Here is a 24034-nt window from a genome sequence, read left to right as displayed (position 1 = left end):
GGAGAGGAAACAAGGATGGCGCTCAGGCAGCGGCCTGGCGCTTTTGCAGGGCCGCACGGCCGCTGTTGCTGCGGATCAGGCTGTTGGAGGGCGAATGGATCTGGCTGCACAGCACATTGCGCAGATGGCGCTCCAGCGGATTACGCCGCGCCAGGCCGTGGTTGCCGGCCAGCTCCAGCGCCAGTTGTGCCACGCGCAGCGCGTTGTCCACCGCCACATGCTTGGCCACGGCGACCAGGCCATCGGGTGCGGCGCCGCTGTCGTAGGCGCGGGCATGGCTGTCCAGCAGCCAGTCGCTGGTTTGCAGCAGCAGCTCGATCTCGCCAAACTTTTCCTGCACGGTGGCGAGTGATGCCAGGCTGGCACCACCCAGCGCACTGGGGCGGCGCTGGTTCAAAAACGCACCCAGCCAATCACGCGCCGAGCGCGCCGCGCCGTCATAGACCGTGGCCACCAGGCTGAAGTACCAGGCAATGCCATGGGCCTCGCGCTGCAGGCCCAGGCTGGCCGGGCGCAGGCCCACCGCATGGTGCTCGGGCACCCAGGCGCCATCGAACACCAGGTCCTGGCTCGCGGTGGCGCGCATGCCCAGGGGGTTCCAGGTATCGACCAGGCGCGCGCCGGCCGTGCCTCGGGGCAGCACAAAGCTGCCCAGGCGCGGCTCGGCCTCATCGGTCACCGCCAGCACGCTGATCCAGGCCAGCAGCGGCCCTCCCGTCACATAGACCTTGTGGCCGCTCAGCTGCCAGCCTCCGGCCACGCGCCTGGCCTGCGCCGCCGGCAGGCCGCCGTGCGAGGGCGAGCCCAGTTCCGGCTCCACCTGGGCGGCGTTGAGCAGGGCGGGGCCTTGCAGGCTGGCTGCAATCAGCTCGTCCGCCAGCGCTGCAGGCCACTCGCCCTGCGCTGCGCGTTGCGAGCGGGCAATCGCCGCATGGTTGCTGTAGTGCATGGCCAAAATCAAGGCCACCGCCGGGTCGCCCTGGGCAATGGCGCCCACCACCGCACGGGCGCTGGCCAGGCCGGCGCCATGGCCACCGGCCTCGCGGGCAATGGTCAGCCGCAGCAAGTCGGCCTGGTGCAGCAGCGCAAACTGCGGCGCCGGTGCAGCGCCGCTGGCGTCATGCGCCTCCGCCAAAGCCGCCAGCTCGCCGATCAGCGCCTGGGCGCGGGCCAGCAAGCTGGCCTCGTCCAAGGCCGGGCCCGGGCTGGCCGCTTCCCGTGGCTGCTGCAGCACTTGCAGCACGGCGCTCATGCATCCCCCTGCGCATAGCGGGGCGGCACCACATAGCCGCCCTGGGCCTGCTCCCAGGCATGGGCAAAGGCGATCGTGGTGCGGTCTTCCAGATAGGGGCCGACCACCTGGGCGCTGATCGGCAGGCCCTCGTCATCCAGCCCGACGGGGAAGCTGGTCGCAGGCAGGCCCGGCAGCACCGGCAAGCCGGCCCAGTAAAACAGCTCGCGAAATCCGATCTCGCGCACCCCATCGGCATAGGCCACGGGAAAGCGGCGCGCCTCCTTGTGGCCCTGCTGCTGGTGCGCAAAGGCAGGGGTGGGCGCCACGGGGGTCAGCACCACGTCATAGTCCTTGAACAGCTGCTCCCACTGGTGGCTCAGCGCATGGCGGTGCTCGTTGTCCTGCAGCCAGGTGGCATGGGGCAGGCTGGGCGCACGCAGCAAGGCGGCCTCGGCGCTGCGGTCGTCCGGCTCCAGCTCGGCCAGGCGCTGCTGCTGCGCTTCGGACAGCGGCGCCGCATTGGCGACGGATGAGCCCAGCAGGCTGCGGTAGGTGCGGTGCTGCTCGCTCAAATCAGGGCGCTGCGCAGGCGGCAAATCGCGCCACTGCGTGGTCTGCACCCCCTGGGCCTGCAAGGCGCTGACGACCCGCGCAATCACCAGTTGCTCGGACAGGCTCGCCTCCTGGCCCGGCCAGGCATCCAGCACCAGCACCCGAAAATCCTGAAGCCGCTGGTGGCGGGCTGCAGGCAGGCTCACCCGCCAGCCCTTGGCCTGCAGCGGATCGAGGTTGAGCAGCTGCTCCAGCGCCAGCTCCAGATCCAGCGCAGTGCGCGCCAGCGGCCCGGCCACCGACAGATCCCGCGCGCTAAAGCGCCCTTGCGGCGCGCCGGTGCCGCGCATCGAGATCAGCCCATAGCTGGTCTTGTGGCCAAACACGCCGTTGAAGTGCGCGGGGATGCGTACCGAGCCACCAATGTCGGTGCCCAGCTCCAGCGCCACAAAGCCCGCCGCCACGGCCGCTGCGCTGCCGCCCGATGAGCCACCGGGCGTACGCTGCAGATCCCAGGGGTTGCTGCTGCTGCCGTACACCGCGTTGTAGCTTTGCAGATCGCTCAGCGCCAGCGGCACATTGCTTTTGCCGATGAGCACCGCGCCCGCCGCGCGCAAGGCCGCCACCGCCGGCGCATCCTGCCGGGCGATATTGCTGCGGTAGTCCGGGTTGCCCACGGTGGTGGGCAGGCCGGCCACATCAAAGTTCTCCTTCACGGTGATCGGTAGGCCCAAGAGTGGCTTGCGCTCGCCCCGCTGCAAGGCGGCATCTGCCGCCTGGGCATCGCGCCGGGCTTGCTCTATCGCCCGCACCGGGATCGCGTTCAGCTCACCATCATGGCGTTCGATGCGGGCCAGCGCCTGCTCCAGCAGCTCCACCGCGCTGACGCGGCCATCGGCCAGCGCTTGCAACTGCTCGCGGGCACTGGCAAAGGCCAGGCTGGCAGCAACGCCGGGCGCCGCTACTGCGCTCTCGCTCAGCGTGGTTTCGTTGGGAAAGTCGATGGTCGTCGTCATTTGCTAGCCTCCAGCCACAGGTCAGAAAAGTCTCCAGACGTCAGGTCAATGCTGTTGTTGAGCCCATGCACCCGCGTGCTGTGTACCCGCAGCGCAGAGGGCACGGTGGCGATCGGGTAGACCGGCAGATCACGGCCGACGATCTGCTGGATCTCGCGGAACTGCGCGGCACGCTTGGCCTCGTCGACCTCGACAGCAGCCTGGCGGAACAGGTTGTCGACCTGCGGGTTGTTGTAGTGCGAGGCATTGATCCAGATCAGCGGGTTCTTGATGCCGTCGGACCAGTAGATGCGCTGCACGCCCACCGAGGGATCAAACAAGCGGCCCAGACCGTTGAGGTTCAGGTCAAACTCGCGAGCGGTGTAGGCGCGCTTGAGGAAGGTGGGCAGGTCACCATCCAGAATGTCCACCTTGATGCCCACGCGGTTGAGCGCCGAGCGCAGGTACTCGGCCGTCTGCTTGAACTGCGCGCCGGGGATGTAGGTGAGCTTGAGCGCAAAGCGCTGGCCATTGGCCTGGCGCGGGTAGCCGGCGCTGTCGAGCAGCTGGTTGGCGCGGGCCACATCAAAGCCGTATTTGAACTGGCTGTCGTCGTAGTAGGCGCCCAGCACCTTGGGGATGGGCGAGTTCACCAGCTCGGCCTGCTTGTAGTAGACGTTGTTGACGATGAAATTGCGGTCCACCGCATGGGCAATTGCATGGCGCACCTCGGGCTTGGACAGCACCGGGTTCTCGACGTTGAACTCCAGGAAGGAGGCATTGTTCAGGAACGCGTCATAGCTGGCGTCAAGCTTGAGCGTGGGCTTTTGCAGCAAGCGGCCCAGGTCGGCCAGGGCCAGGTTCTGCGCCACATCGGCCTCGCCCGTTTCGATGGCGGCCGAGATCGCAGCCGGATCGCGCACAAAGCGGATCACCACCCGGTCCACATGGGGCACACCGGGGCGCCAGTAGTGGGGGTTGCGCTTGAGGATCACATGGCTGCCGCGCACCCACTGCTCAAAGATGAAGGGGCCCGTGCCCACCGGCGCATTGGAGTTCGGGCTGCCCAGCGGATCGCCATCGCCATAGCGGTGCGCCGGCACGATGGGCAGCTCGGCCGATGACAGCGACTTGAGCAAAAACGGCGCGGGCTTGGACAGCACCAGCACTGCGGTATGCGCGTCAGGCGTATCAACCCGCTCCAGGTTCTGCAAGGTGATGCGGCCGCGCGGGCCCTGCTTCTTCTGGGTCAGGAACGAGTAGCGCACATCGGCCGAGCTGAAGTCGCGCCCATCATGGAACTTCACCCCCTCGCGCAGCTTGAAGCGGTACTGCAGGCCATCGGGGCTGACCGTCCAGGACGTTGCCAGCAGCGGCTGGGGCTGGAACTTGGCGTCATAGCGCAGCAGGCCTTCGGTGATCTTGGCGCTGACATCGCGGTTGTCGGTCTTGGTGTCGAGAAAGGACACCAGCGAGGTCGGCTCTTGCGCGACGACAGACGTGACCGTGCCGCCCTTGACGGGCGTGGCTGGTGCCTGGGCGTAGGCAGCCCCAAAGCTGCTGGCAGCCAGCAGGCCCCAGGCCAGGTTTTTGTAGAGAGTTCGCATGGGCAATGGTCCAGGAGAAAAGGCGCAGACAAGGCGCGGGTAGCACGCAAAAAAGCGCAAAGGAAAAACGGGAGGGACGGAGAAAGTCTGTGGATAAGTGCGGCGCACAGCGCAGCGCAGGTGCTGCGGCTAGAAGCGCAGCCCCGCCTGCTTCATCAGCGGCAAGATGCGGTCGCCAAAAAATTCCAGGTCGGGCTTGAAGTCAAAAAAGCTCAGCTGCAGCCCATCGATGCCCGCACGCTTGAGCTGCACAAACTGCTCCACCACCTGCTCGGGCGTGCCGATCACTTCGATATTGCCGCCAATGGCGCGGCGCTTGGGGGCATCGAGGGCCGTGCGGCCGCGCCAGGCATGGGCGTCGCTCTTCAAGCTGCTAAAGCCCTCGGGCGTGCGCTGGTCCTGGTGGGAGACGATGGCATCGTGGTAGGCCCAGGTCTCGGCCTCGGTGTCGCGGCTGATGACCATCGGGTTGAGCAAGGTGCGCACCGTGCGGCCGGCATTGCGCGCCTCTTGCTTGACGCGGGCGGCATGGGCGGGCAGCACCTCGATGGCGCGGGCAAAGTCGGATGCGCCGGGGCTCGTGATAAAGACCAGGTCCGAATGCCTGGCTGCGAAGGCAATGCCGGCGTCCGAGCCGGTGGCATTGACCAGCGCGGGCCGGCCAAAGCGCGGCTTGGGGCTGACAAAACCGCCCCCCAGCTTCCAGGGCGAGATGCCTTCAAACGAGTAGTTATCGTCGTAAGACCACAGGCGCTGCACCACCTCGATGAACTCGGAGGCCAGGTCATAGCGACGGTCATGCTCGATCTGGTCCCAGCCAAACATCTGGTGCTCCACCTCGCGGTGGCCGGTGACGATATTGATGCCCCAGCGCCCGCCCGAGATATGGTCCAGGGTGGAGCCCCACTTGGCCAGGTGCAGCGGGTGCAGCGGGCCGTAGAGCACATGGATGGTCGAGATCAGCATGATGCGGCTCGTGACCGAGGTCAGCGCCGCCGTGGTGGCGAAGGAGTCCAGCGCGTCGCCATTGAACACGCCGCCATAGCCGCCCTTGGGCAGCCACTGCGACAGCGCAAACACCAGATCGAACCCAAGGCTCTCGGCCTTCAGCACCAGGTCCTTGTTGTAGTCAAAGCGCCAGTCGGTGCTGCGCGGCAAGGTCGAGGCACTCCAGCCTCCCGCCTGGATCGGCAAAAACAGGCCCAGCAGAATCGGCTGCGCAAAAGCCTGCGACAGGGGGCTGTCCGGAAATGCCAGCGGTGAGGCGAATGTCTCTCGATCAGCGAGTTTTTCCAGCGGTATTGCAGAGTTCATGGAGCGGCCAAGGTTGTCAATACAAAGGATGGCGAACCGGCTGATAGATAAACCAGCCATTCAGCATCCGCATTGGCTTGAATAATCCCATGAATCGCGATCCCGCTCTTGCGCCGATTTTGCATTTGCATATTTAAAAATCAGCCATCAGCGCCGATATGCAAACAGAGCCGCAAGCGCGGTGCCAGCGACCTGCGCAGCGTCCACCCGCGCTTATAGCTTGCGGCCATATGCAGCAAGCCAAACAAAATATGCTGTCTCCGGTTCAAATCACCACGAAAAACTTTGGCGAGCAGCCACCAACCGATAAAAATCAGATACCGATATTTGTTATTTAATTTGCGCCTTTTGATATATGAAATGGCATGCTGCAAATACCGGCGATAACACAGGAACGCTCCTATCATGCACAGGTCACCTCCCGATGAATAATGCGCATGAATACCACCCCACGTTTATTGCGATCGCTCTGGTTCAATGCCAAATATGCAGTGCCGACGGTACTGGGCGTCGCGATTTTGAACTTTTTGCTGCTGCAGCTCACGCCCGGTGATGCAGCCGATGTGATGGCCGGCGAATCGGGGGCGGCCACGGCCGAAACCCTGGCGGCGCTGCGCACGCGCTTTGGGCTGGATCTGAGCGTGCTGGAGCAGCTGCAGGCCTACCTGGGCAACCTGGCGCATTTCAGCCTGGGCTTCTCGCCCCGCTACAACATGCCGGTGATGGAGCTGATCGGCCAGCGCCTGCCCAGCACCTTGCTGCTGATGGGCCTGGCGCTGGCGATTGCACTGAGCCTGGGCATTGCGCTGGGCACGGCGATGGCCTACTTTGCCGGCCGCCTGCCCGACCGCCTGCTGTCGGTTCTGTCGCTGCTGTTCTATTCGGTGCCGGGCTTTTGGACCGGGCTGATGCTGATCGTGCTGTTCTCGGTCAAGCTTGGCTGGCTGCCCAGTGGCGGCTCGGCCAGCATTGGCTCGCAGCTGAGCGGCCTGGCCGCCGTGCTCGACCAGCTGCGCTACATGGTGCTGCCGGCCACGTCGCTCGCACTCTTCTATGTGGCGATCTATGCCCGCCTCACCCGCGCGGCGATGCTGGAGGTGCAGTCGCAGGACTTTGTGCGCACCGCGGCGGCCAAAGGCCTTTCGCCCTGGCGCATCACCGTACGCCATGTGCTGCGCAATGCGCTGCTGCCCGTCACCACGATGGCCGGCATGCACCTGGGCGGCATGCTCGGCGGCGCGGTCGTCGTCGAGACCGTCTACAGCTGGCCCGGCCTGGGGCGCCTGGCCTTTGAGGCCGTGCTGAGCCGCGATTTCAGCGTGCTGATGGGTGTGCTGTTTCTCTCTTCCCTGCTCGTGATCGCCGCCAATGTGCTGGTCGATCTGCTGCATGCCTGGCTGGATCCCCGAATCGAGGTGCGCTGATGTCTTTGTCTTCTTCGTCCCAGGCGCTGCAGATCCCCCCGGCCGCCGCCCACCCGCTGGCGGCCGCGCAAGCGGCGCACAGTACCACCAGCAATGCCGAGCCCGATGCCGCGCCCTGGCCCAATCTGCATGCGCCCGATGCGGTGCGCACCAGCACCAGTGCCGCCAACGCCGGCAGCGGCAGCCAGGGCTACCGCGCGCTGCGCGTGTTTCTGCGCAACCCCACGGCCATGCTGGGCTGCGGCTTTTTGCTGGCCGTGCTGCTGCTGGCGATCACGGCGCCCTGGCTCTTTCCCGGCGATCCGCTGGACATGGTGGCCCAGCCCTTTCTCTGGCCCGGCCAGGATGGGGCCTATTTGCTCGGCACCGACTCGATGGGCCGCGATGTGGCCGCCGGCATTGCCCATGGCGCGCGCGTGTCGCTGCTGGTCGGCGTGTCGGCCACCTTGATCGGTCTGAGCCTGGGCATTGGCATTGGCGCCGTCAGCGGCTACTTTGGCGGCTGGGTCGATGACTTGCTGCAGCGCGTGGTGGTGCTGTTCCAGACGATACCCAGCTTTATCTTGCTGGTGGTGCTGGTGGCGATTGCCCAGCCTGCGATCAGCACCATCGTCGTGGCGATTGGCCTGGTGACCTGGCCGACGGTGGCACGCCTGGTGCGGGCCGAGTTCCGCGCGCTGCGCCACAAGGAGTTTGTGCTGGCCGCCCGCGCGCTGGGCTACTCGCACAGCCGCATCATCCTGCGCGAGATGCTGCCCAATGCGCTGCCGCCCATCATCGTCACCTCGTCGGTGATGGTGGCCTCGGCCATCTTGCTCGAATCGGCGCTGTCCTTCATGGGCATGGGCGACCCGAACGTCGTCAGCTGGGGCAGCATGATCGGCATGGGCCGTGACCTGCTGCGCACCGCCTGGTACCTGACTGCGGCTCCCGGCCTGGCCATTGTGTTTGCCGTGCTGGCCTTCAACCTGATTGGGGATGGCTTGAACGACGCCCTCAACCCCCGTCTGTCGCAGGAGCGCTGAATGTCCGAAACCTCTTTGTTGGATGTGCGCGGGCTGAGCATCCGTTTTCCGCAGCTCGATCCGGTGCGTGGGCTGAGCTTCAGCGTGCAGGCGGGCGAGACCTTGGCGATTGTTGGCGAATCGGGCTCGGGCAAATCGCTCACCGCCCTCGCGCTGATGCGCCTGCTGCCGCGCGCGGCCCGCATTGCGCAGGGCGAGGTCTGGTTCAACGGCCAGAACCTGCTGGACCTGAGCGAGCCGGCGATGCGCCAGCTGCGCGGGCGCGAGATCGGCATGATCTTCCAGGAGCCGATGACCTCGCTCAACCCGGTCTACACCATTGGCTGGCAGATTGCCGAGGTGCTGCGCCAGCACGAGGGCCTGAGCGCCAAGGCCGCGCGGCTGCGCGCCATCGAGCTGCTCGATACCGTGCGCATCCCCGATCCGCAGCGCCGGGTCGATGATTTCCCGCACCAGCTCTCGGGCGGCATGCGCCAGCGCGTGATGATTGCGATGGCCATTGCCTGCCGCCCGCGCCTGCTGATCGCCGACGAGCCGACCACCGCACTGGATGTGACCATCCAGGCCCAGGTGCTGGATCTGCTTGACCGGCTGCGCAAGGAGCTGTCGATGGGCCTCATCTTGATCACGCACGACCTGGGTGTGGTGTCGCAATGGGCTGACCGCGTGGTGGTGATGTATGCCGGCCGCGAGGTGGAGCAGGCCCGCCCGGGCCCGCTGTTTGACGAGCCCCTGCACCCCTACACCCAGGGCCTGCTGGCGGCATCGCCCCGGCTGCAGCCCGGCGCGCACTACCTCGATGGGCCGCTGACCGAGATTCGCGGCAGCATCACCTCGGCCATTGGCCAGGCCGGCTGCGCCTTTGCGCCGCGCTGCCCGCGCGCCCAGGCCTATTGCCACAGCGTTGTGCCGCCCTTGCAAGTAGCCGGCCCCCAGCGCCTGAGCGCCTGCCCCATCACCCTGCCTGCGTCTGCACGCAGCGCCCACCTTGCCTAGGACTGCCATGAGCCTGCTGACTGTCAGCGATCTTCAGACCCATTTCAAACTGCCCAAGGGCGTGCTGCGCGCCGTCGATGGCGTGTCGTTCAGCATTGCCAAGGGCGAGACCGTCGGCCTGGTGGGCGAATCGGGCTGCGGAAAATCGACGCTGGGCCGCAGCCTGCTGCGGCTGGAGACGCCCACCGCCGGCCAGGTGGCGCTGGACGGCGAAGACATTCTGCCCTTGCAAGGCGCGCGGCTGCGCAGCCTGCGCAAGCGCATGCAGATGATCTTCCAGGACCCGTTTGCCTCGCTCAACCCGCGCCACAGCATCGGCACGATCTTGGAGACCCCTTTGCAGGTGCATGGCCTGGGCGACCGCGCCCAGCGCCGCCGCCAGGTCGAACGCCTGCTGGACCGTGTGGGCCTGCCGCGCAGCGCGCTGGGCCGCTACCCGCATGAGTTCTCCGGCGGCCAGCGCCAGCGCCTGGGCATTGCCCGCGCGCTGATGCTGCAGCCCGATCTGGTGGTCTGCGACGAGCCGGTCTCGGCGCTGGATCTGTCGATCCAGGCGCAGATCCTGAACCTGCTCGTTGAGATGAAACGCGAGTTCGGCCTGTCCTATTTGTTCATCTCGCATGACCTGTCGGTCGTGCAGTACTTTGCCGACCGGGTGCTGGTGATGTACCTGGGCCGCATTGTCGAGAGTGCCGACCGCCGCAGCTTGTGGAGCAGCCCGCGCCACCCCTATACCCAGGCGCTGCTCGATGCCGTGCCTGACCCCACCCGCCACCGCCAGGCAGCCCCCTTGGGCGGCGACCTGCCCAGCCCGCAGAACCTGCCCAGCGGCTGCCGCTTTCACCCGCGCTGCCCGCGCGCGACGGCACTGTGCACTGCGCAGGAACCGCTGCTCAGCGACAGCGGCAATGGCCACCTGGTGGCCTGCCACCATCCGCAGCTGCCACCGGCCTCTGAGCTGCAGACCTCCGTGATTTCCTTTCACTAACCCTTCGTTTTCTCTTTTGCCATGACCTACCGTTATCTCGGCCGCAGCGGCCTCAAAGTCTCCCGCCTGGCCCTGGGCACCATGATGTTTGGCGGCCCCACCGATGAGCAGAGCGCGCACGCGATCATCGCCAAGGCCAAGTCCCAGGGCATCAACTTTATCGACACGGCCGACGTCTACCAAAAAAGCCTGACCGAGCAGGTGGTCGGCCGCGCGCTCGCCCATGACCGCCATGACTGGGTGCTAGCCACCAAGTTCGGCAACCCGCTGGGCGAGGGCCCGAACCGGCGCGGCACCTCACGCAAATGGATCATCGAGTCGGTCGACAACAGCCTGCGCCGCCTGGGCACCGACTACATCGACCTGCTCTACTTTCACCGCGCCGATTTTGATGCGCCGCTGGGCGAGGCGGTGCGCGCCATTGGCGACCTGGTGCGCGCGGGCAAGCTGCGCTACTTTGGGCTGTCCAACTTTCGCGGTTGGCGCATTGCCGAGGTGGCGCACCTGGCAGACGCCGAAGGCATTGACCGCCCCATCGCCAGCCAGCCGCTCTACAACATCGTCAACCGCACGGCCGAGGCCGAGCAACTGCCCGCTGCCGCCGCCTACGGCCTGGGCGTGGTCTCGTACAGCCCGCTGGCCCGGGGCGTGCTGACCGCCAAGTACCCGAATGTGGAAGCGGCCGAGCCCGGCTCGCGCGCCGCGCGGCTGGACAAGCGCATGCTCGAGACCGAGTGGCGCCCCGAGTCCATCGACATTGCCGCCGAGATCAAAAAGCACACCGACGAACGTGGCATCAGCCCGGTGGACTTTGCGCTGGCCTGGGTGCTGAACAACCGCCTGGTGACCGCCGCCATCGCCGGCCCGCGCACGCCGGAGCAATGGGATGGCTATATCCGCGCGCTGGACTACCAATTCACCGCCGATGACGAGGCCCTGGTCAACCGCCTGGTCGCCGCCGGCCACCCCTCGACCCTGGGCTTTACCGACCCCGGCCACCCGGTCGAAGGCCGTGTGCCTTATGTGGCAGCTACGCAGGCCCCCGCGTCAGCGGCCGCTTAAACCCAACAGGTGCACCGCCATGAATGCCTCGGTTCCTCCCCTGCGCTCCCGCCACCCCAGCCGCGATGACCTGCTGGCCCGCCTGCCCCAGCTGGCTGCCGATATCGGCCGAGGCGCCGCGCAGCGCGAGCTGCTGCGCGAGCCGCCCTGGGCGGCCTTTGACCTGCTGCGCGCATCGGGCCTGGGGGGGCTGCGTATTGGCCGCGAACAGGGCGGGCCGGGCGGATCGGTCGCCGATGTGGTCGAGGTGGTCAGCACCTTAGCCGCAGCGGATTCCAACGTGGCCCATGCGCTGCGCACCCACTTCAACACCACCGAGCTGCTGCGGCTGGAGACCAAGCCCTCGCCCCTGGCCCAGCGCCAAAGCGCCTGGGCCTTGCAGGGCAAGCTGTTTGGTGGCGCCTTTACCGAGCTGGGCACGGCACGCGCCGGCATCAGCACCTCCACCCTGCTGCGCGAGGGGCTGCACTACCGCTTGAATGGCAAGAAGTACTACGCCACCGGCACGGCCTATGCGGATTACTTCAACGTCTTTGCCACCAATGACGAGGGCCAGGGCGTCAATGCCGTGATCCCCGTGCAGCGCGATGGCGTGCGGGTACTCGACGACTGGGACGGCATGGGCCAGCGGCTGACCGCCAGCGGCAGCCTAGAGTTGGATAATGTGCTGGTCTATGACGACGAAATCAGCCCCGGCGCGCGCAACCACCTGGCCGGCCGCCATGCCTCTGCGCTGCGCCAGCTGATCCTGGTAGCCACTGCCGCCGGCATTGTGCGCAACATCCTGGCCGATGCGCGCCACTATGTGCTGCAGCTGGGCCGGCCTGCGATGCACAGCCCGGCAGAGCGCTCACGCGACGACCACTTTGTGCAGGCCGTCGTCGGCGAGCTGGCCGCCGCCAGCTATGCGATCGATGCCTTGATCACCGCCAACGCCCGCCAGCTGGACCAGGGCGCCTATGCCATCGTGCATGCGCCGCAAAGCGCGGACGATGTCGTCCTGCAAGGCGCGCTGGCCACCGCCCAGACCCAGCTGGTCGTCAGCCGCCTGGCGCTGAATGCCGGCGAGCGCCTGTTTGAAGTAGGCGGCGCCTCCGCCACCTCGCGCCAGCTGAACCTGGACCGGCATTGGCGCAACCTGCGCACGATCTTTAGCCACAACCCGCTGCTGCACAAAACCCGGGTGGTGGGGGACTATGTGCTCAATGGCACGCGGACGCATTTGGAGGAAGGGCGGGTGTTTTGAGGGCGGCCACCGGCGAGCAAGACCGCAGGCATGCCCCAGCCGACGCACAAATCAAACACTCCATCAACAAACTGAATGACTTTATTAAAGTTCACATTTTTTAGAGTCGTTTGGGGAGCAACGCTCTAGCGTAATTAAATTGTTGCGGTTATCTTGTAGAAATTACTTATTCAGTATATTTATTACAAATACGCCATGCACCTCGCTTCCGAATCCGCGACTTCGCATCTGAACTTGTCCCGCTCCGTTACGCCTTTGGGCAAGGCTGCCCTCCATGGCAGCTTGCTCGCAGGGTTGTTTGCAGCACCTCAGCTAGCGCTGGCCTGCCCGGCCAACCTCAGCGCATCGACTTACACCACGCAGGCTTCGGACAATGGTCTGACCTGCGTCTACACCGCAGACCCCATGGCCGTTACCGTCAATGGATGGCTGGCCACCGGTTTGGTGCAAATCACTGGCAACACCACCGTCAATGGCGTGCTGACCGTCACCGACACCAACGGCGACAACAGCCGGGGCATCCTGTTGTCTGGTGCTGGGAATGGCACTTTTCTGAAGGACGTCACGATCAACAAACCCAGCGGGGCCAACAATGCGGCGGGTATAGAAGCGAACACCACCGGGGCGGCGATCTTCCAGGGCAATGTCACGGTCAGTTCCAACACCGGAACGCCCTCGGCCAGAATCAACACCCGCGATGGAGTGCGCAACAACGCAGGCACGGCCAACTACCAACAAAACCTCAGCATCACCAGCCAAGGCGGCACCCGCTCGGGCCTGTATGTAGGCGCGGGCACGGTCACGGTGGGCGGTGATCTCACGCTGGATTTCCAATCCAACTATTACGCGCTCTACAGCTACGCACCGCTGTGGAGCCAGGGCGGCACCACCACCGTAACAGGTACCACCACGGTCAACACGGCAGCCGCCTCGGGCCTCACGCCAGGCGTCGTGGTGACGAATTCCCAAGTCACCCTGAATGGTGCCACCAGCGTGACGGTGGCAGGCGCGGGTGCTGCAGCCGTGGATATCCGCATCGGCGGCGTTGCTGGGTGGCCGCTGGCGGGCAACACCATCACCGCATCGGGTGCCGCAGGCATTGGCCTGCAACTGCGCAGCAATGGCAGCTTTAGCGCAGGCTCGGGCCTTGTCGTCAACGCGCAGGGCAGCTCTTTCAACTACCTCTCGGCCAGCGGAAGTACCAGCCTGGATGCAGTCACCGCCACGACGGCCCCGGTGGTCTGGAACGCCGATGCCACCAGCACGGCCACCTACACCGGCAACGAAGGCCACTACAAGGGCAGCAGCCAGTTGGCGAGCGGCGGTCAGCTGACCTTGAACCTGAACCGCGCCGCCTTGTGGGAGGCCACCGCCGCCTCGTCCTTTACGGTGCTGAACCTGCAAAGCGATGCGCTGCTCGATGCCTCCTTGCTGCCCAGCCTGGCAGCCACGGGCAATCTGAACAATGCTGGCGGCATCGTGTCGCTGGCACGCAGCGATGCCAGTCCCAACAACACCCTGGCCTTGGCGGGTGTCTATACCGCCAATGGTGGCAGCCTGGTGCTCAACACCGTGCTCAACGATGCATCCACCTCGGTCAGCGATGTGCTGCAGGTGAATGCGACAGCGGCAGGTGGCAGCCCCACCCTGCTCTCGGTGCTGCCCGATGCGGCCAGCGCGCCGGCCTTCACCACCGGCAAAGGCATTTTGGTGGTGCGCGTGACCGGTGGCGCAGCCACCTCGGCGGCCAGTGTCTTTGCGCTGCCAGACGGTTTCCTGGACGCTGGCGGCATCCGCTACGAACTGGTGCGTGACGCAGACGATGGCAACTGGTACCTGCGCTCTGTCGCCGCTGCGCAGCTGACCGTGAACAAGGTAGTCACCGGACCCGCAGGCGCGGCGCCCTTTGCCGGTGAGATTCCGTTTACCGTGAGCTGCACCGGCCCGGCAACGTCCTTCAGCGGCAGCCTGGTGGTGGCGGCCAACCAGGGCAGCGCTGCCCCCATCACCATCCAGCAAGGCAGCGCCTGCACGGTGGCCGAAGGCGCGCTGCCCACTGCCCCTGCGGGCTACCGTTGGGCCGAACCCAGCTATACCCAGCCTGCGGCCATTGCCGCCGGTGCCAACAGCGCAACCATCACCAACACCTTGGTCTCAACCGCCACCCCCACCGATACGGGGACGCTCAAGCAAGTGCCAAGCCTGGGCACCTGGGCCATCAGCGCACTGTCACTGGGCATGGCGCTGATGGGTATGCGCCGCATGCGCCGTCGCACGGTGTGACCACGCCGCACGCCACTGCCCTCACGTAAAAATGCCACCTCGCGGTGGCATTTTTTCTGGGTGCTGTGTTGGACAGAAGCGCGCTGCTTACTGCTCAGCCGCCACCGGCGCCCGCACATCCAACTCCACCTTCCAGCGCTCATTGCCACCCACCGGCACGGCATTGAGCTCCAGGGTGCCGATATCGGTCACGCGGGCAAGCAGGGTGACGGGGACGACCTCGCCCTTGGCGCGGCCTTCGGCGGGCAGGTTCAGCTCGATCTCCTGCAGTTCCAGCAGCTCCTCGGGGCCCCAGAAATCGAGCATGGTGCCAACGGTGTCGCTGCGGCGCACGCTGGAGCCAAAGAAGCGCATGCGCACCGGCTCGCCCACGACGAGGCCAAACTCCTGCGTATCGAGGGCTGCCTCGCTGCCCTCTTCCATGCCAAACGGTGCCAGGCACAGCGCAGACATCGGTGGCTCCATGCCGGGGATCGCAGGCATGTTGGATTCGACGCCGACGTAGTAGGACTGCGCGGTGCCGCCCCGGATGCGCACACCCCGGCCTTCGCGCACATGGCCGTAGTAGGCAGCGCCACGGGCCACCGCCAGGTCCAGGTTGGCACCGTCCAGCAGGCGTGCGGGGGCGGCGCCTTCAGCGGCCAGCCAGCTGTTCAGCACCTGGGTGATGCGCTGCTCGATCTGCGGTGCCTTGAGCACGCCGCCGTTGAACAGGATGGCGGTGGGGTGCAGAAAGCTCGCGCCTTCGGGCTGGGTGCCCTGCAGGCCGTCGATCTGCTCGGTCACGCCGGCCTGGCGCGACAGGAAGGCGGCCAGGTGGCGGGTGACGGCAGCATCCTGCGCATAGGGCAGGCCCAGCTGGGTCAGCGCGCCACGCGCGCGGCTGATGGGCTTGTCGCTGACGGCCACTTGGGGGAAGAAGCCTTCGACCAGGGTGGCCAGCACTTCGCTGCGGGTCACCTCGGTGCGGATGCTGCCGCCGATCAGCTTGCTGCCCCGGCTGGGCACCACCACGGGCACGGATTGCAGTGCCTCATCGGACAGCAGTTGCTCCTTGGCGGCGCGGCAGCCATGGGCCAGTGCGCGGGTTTGCCAGGCGTCGAGCTGCTTGCCCTCTTGCGCCAGCTTGCGCGCCACGGCATAGGCCAGGGCCAGGTCCATATTGTCGCCGCCCAGCAGGATGTGCTCGCCCACAGCCACGCGCTGCAAGGCCAGGTTGCCATCGCGCTCGAGCACCGCAATCAGCGACAGGTCGGTGGTGCCACCGCCCACGTCGACGACGAGGATCACATCGCCGCTTTGCACTTGCTTGCGCCAGTCGCCACCGCTGGCCTGGATCCAGCTGTAGAGCGCCGCTTGCGGCTCTTCCAGCAGGCTCAGCTTTTGGAAGCCGGCTGCCTTGCAGGCCTCGGCCGTCAGCTCGCGTGCGGCCGGGTCAAAGGATGCGGGGATGGTGACGGTGATGTCCTGCGCATCAAACGGCGCCTCGGGGTGGGCCTGCTCCCAGGCCCAGCGCAGGTGCGACAGGTAGCGGATGGAGGCCGTCAGCGGCGAGACGCGGTGCACCTCGGCCGGTGCGTCGGCCGGCAGCAGCGGGCTGCGGCGGTCCACACCGGGGTGGCAGAGCCAGCTCTTGGCGCTGGAGACCAGGCGGATCGGCGTGGCCGCACCGCGCGAACGGGCAAACTCGCCGACGACAAAATCCTGCTGCGCGCCCCAGGGCAGCGCCATGTCGGCGGCGCTCAGCTCGCTCTCATGGGGCAGGTACAAAAACGAGGGCAGCAAAGGCCGCGCCTCGATGCTGGCGGGCGCCGTGAGCTGGGGAATGGCCAGCATATGCTGGACCAGGTGCTCGCCATCGCTGGCGCTTTTGTCCACATAGGACAGCGCGCAGTGCGTGGTCCCCAGGTCGATACCGATGCTGAATTGGGCAGGTGCTTGCATGGTTTAGAGCTCCACCTCGGCCTGGGCCAGCACCTTGGCTGCTGCCGTGTCGGTGAGCTGGGGCAGCTTGACCTCGGTCACCTGCCAGCCCCGATGGCCCAGGGTGCCGGTAAACGGGGCCTGGCCCACCACATTGCCGGTCAGGCGCACGGCTGCGGCATCAAAGCCGGCCTGCAGGGTGATGCGGCTGCCTTCGGCCTCGGCACGCACAGGGGCCAGCGCAAAATGCTCGCGCAGCACCTTGCGGCAGCCTTCATGCACCACGCGGGCGGCCGCGCCAATCTCGGCATCGGTGTAGGGCGCCACGTCTTCCTGGATAAAGTCGACAAAGCGGGCCTCGCGCTGGAGCAGGCCCAGCAGCTGCAAAGCAGCGGTCTCGCTGGGCAGCTGGACGGTCTTTTCCACGAGCTTCTCGACCAGCTTTTCCACCGGTACTTCGACCCGCTTTTCTACCGTCTTCTCGACGATTTTCTCGACAGGCACTTCGATGCGCACTTCAACGATCTTCTCGACCGGGACTTCGACACGCACTTCCTGGGGCGGCACATCGGCCGCCAGGCGCTCACCGCCGCGCACGCGCTGCACATCAGCCGCCAGGCGGCCATTGCCGAGGATCGCAAAGAAGCTGCCGATCGCGATCGCGATACGGCTCAAAAAGGAAGGGGGGGTGTTGTTCATGGAGGCACCAACAGACAGCCGCCAAGGCGCGGGGGCTGCGGGGCCAGGGCCGGGGCAGCTGCAGAGCGCAGGCGGGTGGTTTTAAAAAATGGGGGTTTGCGGCAGGTGCTGGGGACAGCCGCTATAGCTGGCGGCCAGCCCGCAAAACCGGGGATTTTACCGGCTGGCCCTATGCCCCCGCGCTATGCACCAGCAAGCCGGGAGCGCCGGCGGGGCGGGGTGAGTACTCAGAACTGGTAAGTGACGTTAACGCCACTGGCCCAGTTACGTCCCATCGCGCTTTCAAAATAGCGCTGGTTGCCGTCATTGACGATCACCGAGCCGATGTAGTTCTTGTCGAACACATTGTTGACCCGTGCAAAGGCGGCCAAGGTCCAGCGCGGGGCGATCTGCGCGCGGTAGCCCAGGCTGAGGGCCGTGGTGGCGTAACCCGGGGCGGCCTGGGTGTTGGCATCGTTGGCCTGCACATTGGAGCTGGCCTGCACACCCATGCCGACGGTCCAGGCAGGGGCAATGCGCCAGTCAGCGCCCAGGTAGGCGTTGTGGCGTGCCAGGCCGGGCAGACGCTGGCCGGCGATGCCGCTGCCCGAATCCTCGCGAAAGCGTGCATCCAGCCAGGTGTAGGCGGCGCGCAGCTGCCAGTCACGCATGAGGTCCAGCTGGGCCGACAGCTCCAGGCCCTGGCGCCGGGTCTTGCCGGCATTGCGGTAGGTGGTGCGGCCGCCAGCGCTCTGGTCGGTCACGATCTCGTCACTGCTGTGCGACTGGAACAGTGCCGCGCTCCAGAGCCCGCGCAGCGCATCGCCACGCAGCTGCTGGCGGTAGCCCAGCTCCCACTGCGTGCTGCTGGTGGGCCGCAGATCGGTGTTCAGGCCCGAGCCGCTGTTGCGGTAGGACATCTCGGTGATGCTCGGCGTCTCAAAGCCGCGCCCCACGCTGGCGTAAACCGTCTGCTGCGGGCTGAGCTGGTAGGAGAGCGAGGCAAGAGGCAGCAGCTTCCTGTGGCGGCTGCTGCCGCTGTCGTCGCCATTGCCGGGGCGGATGTAGTAGTCGTCCGAGCTGAAGCGCACGCGGCTGTAGCGCAGGCCGGTGTCCAGGCTCCAGCGCGGGGCCAGCTGCCAGCGCGCCTGCACAAAGGGGTCGGTGCTGCTGACCTTGTTTTTCTCATCCCGGCGCAGCTGGCCGCGCACCCCATAGGTGTCGCCGACAAAGTTCTCGTAGCCCTGGCGGTTTTCGGTCATCTGCTGCAGATCCAGCCCTGCGCTCAGTTGCAGCGGCACGATAGTGTCGAACTCACCCACCCAGACCAGGCGGGCACCGGCATAGTCGCGCGCCATGTCGATCACGCCGCCGGCGTGGCCGGGCGCCAGCTGTGGCGCCTTGGGAATGGACTGGTACTGCAGCATGCTGCGGTGGCCGTAGTAGGCCGACAGGCTCAGGCTCTGCTGGGCGTTGATGCGCAGGTCATAGGTGGCGCCCAGCTGCTGCTGCTCCAGCGATTTGCGCGTGTTGTACTGCTCGGCCACGCTGCTGGCCTGGCGCGGATCGGCCTGCCACTGCGCCATGGTCAGGCCCTGCGGGTCCTGCGCATCGCCCCGCGTGTGGTTGGCCACCAGGGTCAGCTTGTCGTCATGCGCCAGCGGAATCACCAGCTTGGCATTGAGCAGGTTGCGGTCGGCCGCGCTGTGCTCGCGGTAGCCATCGGTCATGAAGCGGCTGGTGCTCAGCACATAGCCCATGCCGCCCTCCGTCTGGCCGCTGGCCTTCAGGCTGTAGCGCTGCTGGCCGTCGCTGCCCACGCTCACGCCAGTGTCCAGCTTCAACGGGCCTTGCGGGTCTTCGGTGTAAAAGCTCAGCACACCGCCCGAGGCATTGCCGTACAGCGCCGAATACGGGCCACGCAGCACCTCCACCCGCTCCAGGCTGGAGATGTCGACATTCGAGGTCTGGCCCTGGCCATCGGGCATGGTCGCGGGGATGCCATCGACATACAGGCGCACGCCGCGCACGCCAAAGGTGGAGCGCGCGCCATAGCCGCGCACGCTCAGCTGCAAGTCCTGGGCGTAGTTGTTGCGGTTGTTCAGGGTCAGGCCCGGCACGCTGCCCAGCGCTTCGGACAGGTTGACCTGCATCTGCCGATCCTGCAGTTCGCGCCCTTCCACCACATTGGCCGATGCCGGCAATTGCAGCAAGTCAGCGGTGCCGACAGCCGAGCGCACCGACACGGTCGGCAAGGTGGCTTCGGCAGCGGGGGTTTCAGCGGTGGAGGGGGTTGCTGGTGCGGTCTGCGCAGCAGCGGACAAGGCGCACAGCAGCGCAGCAGCCCCGGCCACAGGGCGCAGGGGCGAGAGAGAAAAGGCTTGGATCGGCATAGAGGCCGCTATTCTCTTACAGCGTCTCAAGCTATGGGAAATTTGGTACATAAACCCCTGCTCTCCTCTGAGAAACCCCAATCTACCACCGTTGCGGCTCCCACCAGCTAGGCAGCAGCGCGCGCACCTGGGCGCGGTGAAAGCGGTCGTCGATCAGCACCACCACGCCCCGGTCGTCCTCACTGCGAATCACCCGCCCGGCCGCCTGCACCACCTTGCGCAGCCCCGGGTAGAGGTAGGTGTAGTCATAGGCCTTGGCAGTGCCAAAGCGCTGGGCCATGGCCTGCTGCATATGCGTGTTGATGGGGTTGACCTGGGGCAGGCCCAAGGTGGCAATAAAGGCGCCAATCAGCCGGTTGCCCGGCAAATCCACCCCTTCTGAAAACGCCCCGCCCAGCACCGCCAGACCAATGCCCTGCCCGGCCTCGTCAAAGCGCGCCAAAAAGGCGGCGCGCCCGGCGTCGTCCATGGCCGAGGTCTGGCAGAAAAGCGGCAGCTGCGGGTGCAGGCGCTGCATGCATTCGGCAGCACGCTGCAAATAATCAAAACTGCTGAAAAAGCAGAGGTAGTTGCCCGGCTGGCGCGCAAACTGCGCCGCCACCACTTCGGCAATCGGCACCAGCGACTGCGCCCGGTCCTGGTAGCGGGTGGAGATATGCCCCGCAATCTGCACCTGCAGCTGCGCGGCCTGGAAGGGTGACGGCACCTCTACCCAGCGGGTGGCGGGTGGCAGGCCCAGAAGATCCTGGTAGAAGGCCTGCGGCCCCAGCGTGCCGGAGAACAGCACCGTGGCGCAGGCGGCGGTATGGCGCGCGGCCAGGTGCGGCGCGGGCACGACATTGCGGATACAGAGCGTGGACATCGGCCCCCGGCGGCCGGAGGCTGCGCTGCCCAACCCGTTGCCCCATAGGCTGATATCAAACAGCGCATGTGGCCCCAGCTGCTCGGCCAGGTTCAGCCAGGACAGTGCCTCCAGGTAAAAGCCCAGCACCGCGTCGCCCGGCAGCATGGGGCTGTCGCCCTGGGCCTGGGCAATGGCGGCCACGGCGCGCTGCACGGCGCCCAGCAGGCCGGGCGGCAGCTCGGCGTAGACCTGGTAGTCCTGCCCGCCCTCGTGCTGGGTCTTGTTCAGCGCGTTCCATTGGCGATTCAAGGCATCCAGCGATTTCTTGACCGGGCCGGTTGCCGCCTTGCGCGCCGCAGCCAAGGTGTGCTGCGGCAACTCGGCCGTGTACATGCGGCGCGCGCGTTCGAGCAGGTTGTGGGCCTCGTCCACCAGCACGCCCACCTTCCACTGGTGCGCCTGGGTCAGCGCATACAGCATCGCGGCGCTGTCGTAAAAGTAGTGGTAGTCGCCCACAACCACATCGCTCCAGCGCGCCAGCTCCTGGGTCAGGTAATAGGGGCAGACCTGGTGCTGCAGCGCCAGGCTGCGCACCTTGTCGGGCGTCAGCATCGGCTCCTGCGCCAGGGCCTGCGCGCGCGCGGCAGGCAGGCGGTCGTAAAAGCCCTGGGCCAGCGGGCAGGATTCGCCATGGCAGGCCTTGTCCGGGTGCTCGCAGCTTTTGTCGCGCGCCTGCAGATCCACCACGCGCAGCGGCACCGCGCCCGTCTGGCCCTGCAGCGCCGTCTGCAACAGGCCCAGCGCATGCAAGGCCAGGCGGTGGCCGGTGGTCTTGGCGGTCAGAAAAAACAGCTTGTCCAGCCCCTCTTGCGCACTGGCCTTGAGCATGGGGAAGATCGTGGCCACGGTCTTGCCAATGCCGGTGGGCGCCTGCGCCAACAAACAGCTGCCGCCACCCGCCTGCAAGCCCGCCTGGGCCGTGCGGTACACCGCCACCGACAGCGCCCGCTGCCCGGTGCGGAACTGCGCAAACGGAAAGCGCAGCGCGGTGAGCGCCGCATCGCGCGCACTGCGGTGCGCGGCCTCGCTGCGCGCCCAGTCTAAAAACAAGCGGCATTGCTGCTCAAAAAAAGCCTGCAGCTCGGCTGCGCTGTATTGCTCGGCCAGCACCGTCTCTTGCTGCGTGCCGACGTTGAAGTACACCAGCGCTACCTTCAAGCTGGGCAGGCCCCGCTCCAGGCACAACAAATGGCCGTAGACCTTGGCCTGCGCCCAGTGCAAGGCGCGGTGGTTGTCGCGCACACTGTCGATCTGACCCCGGTAGGTCTTGATTTCTTCCAGCTGCCCCAGGGCCGGGTCAAAGCCATCGGCGCGGCCGCGTACCTGCAGGTCTTCAAAGCTGCCTGCCAGGCGCAGTTCCGCCTCATAGCCAGCGCCCCGGCGGGCGCGCACTAGGTCATGGCCTTCGATGCCCTCCAGCGCCGATGGCGCAGGCGTAAAGCGCAAATCCAGATCGCCCGCGCGGGCGGTGAACTCGCACAAGGCGCGCACCGCCACGGTGTAGCTCATGCGCCCGCCTCGCGCCACTGCACATGGCAGACGCCCACGGGTATGCCATGGGCGGCGCAGTATTCCAGCCAGCGGATCTGGTTGTCCTGCAGCTTGTCGCCCGGGCCTTTGACCTCCACCAGCTGGTAGCGCCGCTCCTGCGGCCAAAAGCGCACCAGGTCCGGAAAGCCCGTGCGGTTGGCCTGCAGGTTGCCAAGCAGGCGCTGGAACAGAAGTTGGAGGTGGGCCGCCGGTATGCAGGCCAGCGCATGGTCCAGCAGCGCCTCCGTCAACGTGCCCCAAAACACAAAGGGCGACTGCAGGCCCGCCTTGTCGGCAAAGCGCTGGCGGATCACCTCGGCGTAGCTGCCGTCGTCCAAGGTCGCCAGACAAGCCTCAAACAGCGCCGCACGCCGCGCAACAAAATCGGGCGCATAGACATCAGCCGGCCCCGCCTGGAACGGATGAAAAAACGCCCCCGGCAAAGGCGCAAAAATCGCTGGCCAGCACAGCAGGCCAAACAGCGAGTTGACCAGCGCGTTTTCGACATAAAACACCGGCGCGTCCTCGCGGTGCCAGTGGTCGCGCAAGGCGTATTCCACCGGCATCAGGCGCAGGCCTTCGGTGGCCTCGGCGGTGTTCATCGCTTCACCAGCGCGCAGGGCCGCTTCCAACGCGGCCGCATCGCTCAGCGCATCCATCGCCACCAGATCGGGTGCCATGCGTGGCATGCGCAGCACACGCTCCAGCGCCACATCCTCGCGCAGCTGCGACACCTCAGGTTTGAGCGCGCGGCGGCTGGCGCTGCGCTGGCCCAGGTGGCGGCGCAGGCGCGGCAGCATGCGGGCCAGGCGCTGGCTTTCTTCATCGCTCTCGGGCTGCTGCGCGGCGGCGCTGGCGAGGGCCAGGGCCTCGTCAAAGCGCTCCATGCGCTCCAGCACGCGCATGCGGCGGTGGCGTGCGCCCGGATAGCGGCTGGCGGCATAGGCCTGCTCGGCCAGCGCCCAGCTTTGGCTGCGCTCGCAGGCCTGGCCCAGGCGCAGCAGCACCTTGGCATGGCGCTGCTGCAGCCAGGGGTTGGCGCTGCGCCAGGCGGCCAGCGCGTCCATCAAGGCCTGGCGGTCCTCGTCCTCGTCCTCATCCACCGCCTGGCGCCACTGCTGCAGCTGGCGGTAGCCCTGCACATCGGCACGGGTCTGGAAGGCGCGCGACTGCGCATCAAAGGCCACCGTCTCGTATTTGAAGATGCCCAGGTCGGCCAGCACAAACTCTGACCAGTCCTGGTGCAGATTGCCAAAGAACATCAGGCGCAGCCCCTCGGCCAGCTCGCCGACCGTCACGCGCCAGGCGGCATGCTCGGCCTGGGGGTGCCAGCTGCGGTAGGGCTGCAGCTGCTCTTGGGCTTCTTGCTCGGTACCTGGATCAGACTGCTGAACTAGTTGGGCCAGCATCTCCGCCTTGCGCAGCGAGCGCGCCAAGCCGGCGTTGGCAAAGATCTGCAGAAGCTCGGGCTTGGTGTGCAGCGCAAACAGCTCGGCCAGCGCCATGTCGGCATCGGCATCGATCCAGCCCAGCGCCAGCAGGGGCTGTGCGGCGGCATGCACATCGGGGATTTCGTCGTAGACCAGCTTGTCCGCCCGGAACCAGGGCCCGCGCCGCATCAGCATGCGCACCATCAGCGCCTGCGACGGCATGGGGGCCTGGGCAAAGTCCGCCAGAAACTGCTGCTCCTGCGCGTCCAGCACATCGCCATAGCGCTGCCCCAGCCACTGCAGCGCGCGCTCGAAGTTGTGCAGGTAGTAGTAGCGGTGGGGGGCCAGCATGGGGGGTCGGATACGGTGTGGGTGAGTGATAGCTTATCTGTATTTTTATACAGCTATTTTAACTTTGCCGCCATGTCCCCTTCTGGCCGTCAGGCTCGC

The 24034-nt window shown here is 66.5% G+C and carries 17 protein-coding genes; 7 read left to right on the top strand and 10 right to left on the bottom strand.

Features of this window, described 5'->3' with window-relative positions; genetic code table 11:
• Nucleotides 1-22 precede the first annotated feature (22 nt).
• From WH367_RS03155 to WH367_RS03135, 5 genes are all read right to left on the bottom strand, one after another.
• Nucleotides 23-1252, bottom strand: a complete 1230-nt coding sequence (locus WH367_RS03155) for an acyl-CoA dehydrogenase family protein (protein WP_339534182.1) — start codon at nucleotides 1250-1252, stop codon at nucleotides 23-25.
• Nucleotides 1249-2802, bottom strand: a complete 1554-nt coding sequence (locus WH367_RS03150; protein ID WP_339534180.1) for an amidase — start codon at nucleotides 2800-2802, stop codon at nucleotides 1249-1251. Before WH367_RS03150 ends, WH367_RS03155 begins: the two co-directional genes overlap by 4 nt.
• Nucleotides 2799-4388 carry an ABC transporter substrate-binding protein gene (locus WH367_RS03145; RefSeq protein WP_339534179.1) on the bottom strand — a complete coding sequence of 530 codons (1590 nt, stop codon included), beginning with the start codon at nucleotides 4386-4388 and terminating at the stop codon, nucleotides 2799-2801. Before WH367_RS03145 ends, WH367_RS03150 begins: the two co-directional genes overlap by 4 nt.
• A gap of 129 nt (nucleotides 4389-4517) precedes the next feature.
• The gene (locus tag WH367_RS03140) at nucleotides 4518-5702 is read right to left on the bottom strand and encodes an LLM class flavin-dependent oxidoreductase (RefSeq protein ID WP_339534178.1); all 1185 of its coding nucleotides are present in this window, start codon (nucleotides 5700-5702) and stop codon (nucleotides 4518-4520) included.
• A 140-nt stretch (nucleotides 5703-5842) separates the two neighbouring features.
• Complete coding sequence (locus tag WH367_RS03135) at nucleotides 5843-6109, bottom strand: hypothetical protein (protein WP_339534176.1); 267 nt, start codon at nucleotides 6107-6109, stop codon at nucleotides 5843-5845.
• Between the two features lie 30 nt (nucleotides 6110-6139).
• On the opposite strand from WH367_RS03135, the gene WH367_RS03130 reads away from it, so the two are divergent.
• The 7 genes from WH367_RS03130 (at nucleotide 6140) to WH367_RS03100 (ending at nucleotide 14726) form a co-directional block, all read left to right on the top strand.
• The gene (locus WH367_RS03130; RefSeq protein ID WP_116924882.1) at nucleotides 6140-7126 is read left to right on the top strand and encodes an ABC transporter permease; all 987 of its coding nucleotides are present in this window, start codon (nucleotides 6140-6142) and stop codon (nucleotides 7124-7126) included.
• Nucleotides 7126-8151 (top strand): ABC transporter permease, encoded by a 1026-nt coding sequence (locus tag WH367_RS03125; RefSeq protein WP_339534175.1) that lies wholly within the window; start codon nucleotides 7126-7128, stop codon nucleotides 8149-8151. The genes WH367_RS03130 and WH367_RS03125 overlap by 1 nt, the downstream gene beginning before the upstream one ends.
• Nucleotides 8152-9147, top strand: coding sequence for an ABC transporter ATP-binding protein (locus tag WH367_RS03120; RefSeq protein WP_339534173.1), 996 nt, complete (start codon nucleotides 8152-8154; stop codon nucleotides 9145-9147).
• A 7-nt stretch (nucleotides 9148-9154) separates the two neighbouring features.
• A complete protein-coding gene (locus WH367_RS03115; RefSeq protein ID WP_339534172.1) occupies nucleotides 9155-10135 on the top strand; it encodes an ABC transporter ATP-binding protein in 981 nt (326 codons plus the stop codon).
• 21 nt (nucleotides 10136-10156) lie between these two features.
• Nucleotides 10157-11197 carry an aldo/keto reductase gene (locus WH367_RS03110; RefSeq protein WP_339534170.1) on the top strand — a complete coding sequence of 347 codons (1041 nt, stop codon included), beginning with the start codon at nucleotides 10157-10159 and terminating at the stop codon, nucleotides 11195-11197.
• A gap of 19 nt (nucleotides 11198-11216) precedes the next feature.
• On the top strand, nucleotides 11217-12443 hold the full coding sequence (locus tag WH367_RS03105) for an acyl-CoA dehydrogenase family protein (protein WP_339534169.1): 1227 nt from the start codon (nucleotides 11217-11219) through the stop codon (nucleotides 12441-12443).
• Nucleotides 12444-12677: 234 nt separating this feature from the next.
• The gene (locus WH367_RS03100) at nucleotides 12678-14726 is read left to right on the top strand and encodes an IPTL-CTERM sorting domain-containing protein (RefSeq protein ID WP_339534167.1); all 2049 of its coding nucleotides are present in this window, start codon (nucleotides 12678-12680) and stop codon (nucleotides 14724-14726) included.
• An 87-nt stretch (nucleotides 14727-14813) separates the two neighbouring features.
• Here WH367_RS03100 and WH367_RS03095 read toward each other — a convergent pair whose 3' ends face one another.
• From WH367_RS03095 to WH367_RS03075, 5 genes are all read right to left on the bottom strand, one after another.
• A complete protein-coding gene (locus WH367_RS03095) occupies nucleotides 14814-16670 on the bottom strand; it encodes an Hsp70 family protein (protein ID WP_339534166.1) in 1857 nt (618 codons plus the stop codon).
• A gap of 3 nt (nucleotides 16671-16673) precedes the next feature.
• Nucleotides 16674-17348, bottom strand: coding sequence for a DUF2760 domain-containing protein (locus WH367_RS03090; protein WP_339534164.1), 675 nt, complete (start codon nucleotides 17346-17348; stop codon nucleotides 16674-16676).
• 227 nt (nucleotides 17349-17575) lie between these two features.
• Nucleotides 17576-19720 carry a TonB-dependent receptor family protein gene (locus WH367_RS03085; protein WP_339534162.1) on the bottom strand — a complete coding sequence of 715 codons (2145 nt, stop codon included), beginning with the start codon at nucleotides 19718-19720 and terminating at the stop codon, nucleotides 17576-17578.
• A gap of 82 nt (nucleotides 19721-19802) precedes the next feature.
• Nucleotides 19803-22133 carry an ATP-dependent DNA helicase gene (locus tag WH367_RS03080; RefSeq protein WP_339534161.1) on the bottom strand — a complete coding sequence of 777 codons (2331 nt, stop codon included), beginning with the start codon at nucleotides 22131-22133 and terminating at the stop codon, nucleotides 19803-19805.
• On the bottom strand, nucleotides 22130-23935 hold the full coding sequence (locus WH367_RS03075) for a VRR-NUC domain-containing protein (protein WP_339534159.1): 1806 nt from the start codon (nucleotides 23933-23935) through the stop codon (nucleotides 22130-22132). Before WH367_RS03075 ends, WH367_RS03080 begins: the two co-directional genes overlap by 4 nt.
• Between the last annotated feature and the right edge of the window lie 99 nt (nucleotides 23936-24034).

The organism is Comamonas sp. MYb21 (assembly GCF_037479395.1).
In the GTDB taxonomy this organism is placed as follows: domain Bacteria; phylum Pseudomonadota; class Gammaproteobacteria; order Burkholderiales; family Burkholderiaceae_C; genus Comamonas.
This window is presented reverse-complemented; position numbering and strand designations above follow the sequence as displayed.

Bases quoted from the DNA above. Each gene is read 5' to 3' on its own strand.
- WH367_RS03130 (WP_116924882.1), top strand. From the start codon at position 6,140: ATGAATACCACCCCACGTTTATTGCGATCGCTCTGGTTCAATGCCAAA.
- WH367_RS03095 (WP_339534166.1), bottom strand. From the start codon at position 16,670: ATGCAAGCACCTGCCCAATTCAGCATCGGTATCGACCTGGGGACCACG.
- WH367_RS03120 (WP_339534173.1), top strand. From the start codon at position 8,152: ATGTCCGAAACCTCTTTGTTGGATGTGCGCGGGCTGAGCATCCGTTTT.
- WH367_RS03115 (WP_339534172.1), top strand. From the start codon at position 9,155: ATGAGCCTGCTGACTGTCAGCGATCTTCAGACCCATTTCAAACTGCCC.
- WH367_RS03140 (WP_339534178.1), bottom strand. From the start codon at position 5,702: ATGAACTCTGCAATACCGCTGGAAAAACTCGCTGATCGAGAGACATTC.
- WH367_RS03090 (WP_339534164.1), bottom strand. From the start codon at position 17,348: ATGAACAACACCCCCCCTTCCTTTTTGAGCCGTATCGCGATCGCGATC.
- WH367_RS03135 (WP_339534176.1), bottom strand. From the start codon at position 6,109: ATGATAGGAGCGTTCCTGTGTTATCGCCGGTATTTGCAGCATGCCATT.
- WH367_RS03085 (WP_339534162.1), bottom strand. From the start codon at position 19,720: ATGCCGATCCAAGCCTTTTCTCTCTCGCCCCTGCGCCCTGTGGCCGGG.
- WH367_RS03155 (WP_339534182.1), bottom strand. From the start codon at position 1,252: ATGAGCGCCGTGCTGCAAGTGCTGCAGCAGCCACGGGAAGCGGCCAGC.
- WH367_RS03080 (WP_339534161.1), bottom strand. From the start codon at position 22,133: ATGAGCTACACCGTGGCGGTGCGCGCCTTGTGCGAGTTCACCGCCCGC.
- WH367_RS03150 (WP_339534180.1), bottom strand. From the start codon at position 2,802: ATGACGACGACCATCGACTTTCCCAACGAAACCACGCTGAGCGAGAGC.
- WH367_RS03145 (WP_339534179.1), bottom strand. From the start codon at position 4,388: ATGCGAACTCTCTACAAAAACCTGGCCTGGGGCCTGCTGGCTGCCAGC.
- WH367_RS03110 (WP_339534170.1), top strand. From the start codon at position 10,157: ATGACCTACCGTTATCTCGGCCGCAGCGGCCTCAAAGTCTCCCGCCTG.
- WH367_RS03105 (WP_339534169.1), top strand. From the start codon at position 11,217: ATGAATGCCTCGGTTCCTCCCCTGCGCTCCCGCCACCCCAGCCGCGAT.
- WH367_RS03075 (WP_339534159.1), bottom strand. From the start codon at position 23,935: ATGCTGGCCCCCCACCGCTACTACTACCTGCACAACTTCGAGCGCGCG.
- WH367_RS03125 (WP_339534175.1), top strand. From the start codon at position 7,126: ATGTCTTTGTCTTCTTCGTCCCAGGCGCTGCAGATCCCCCCGGCCGCC.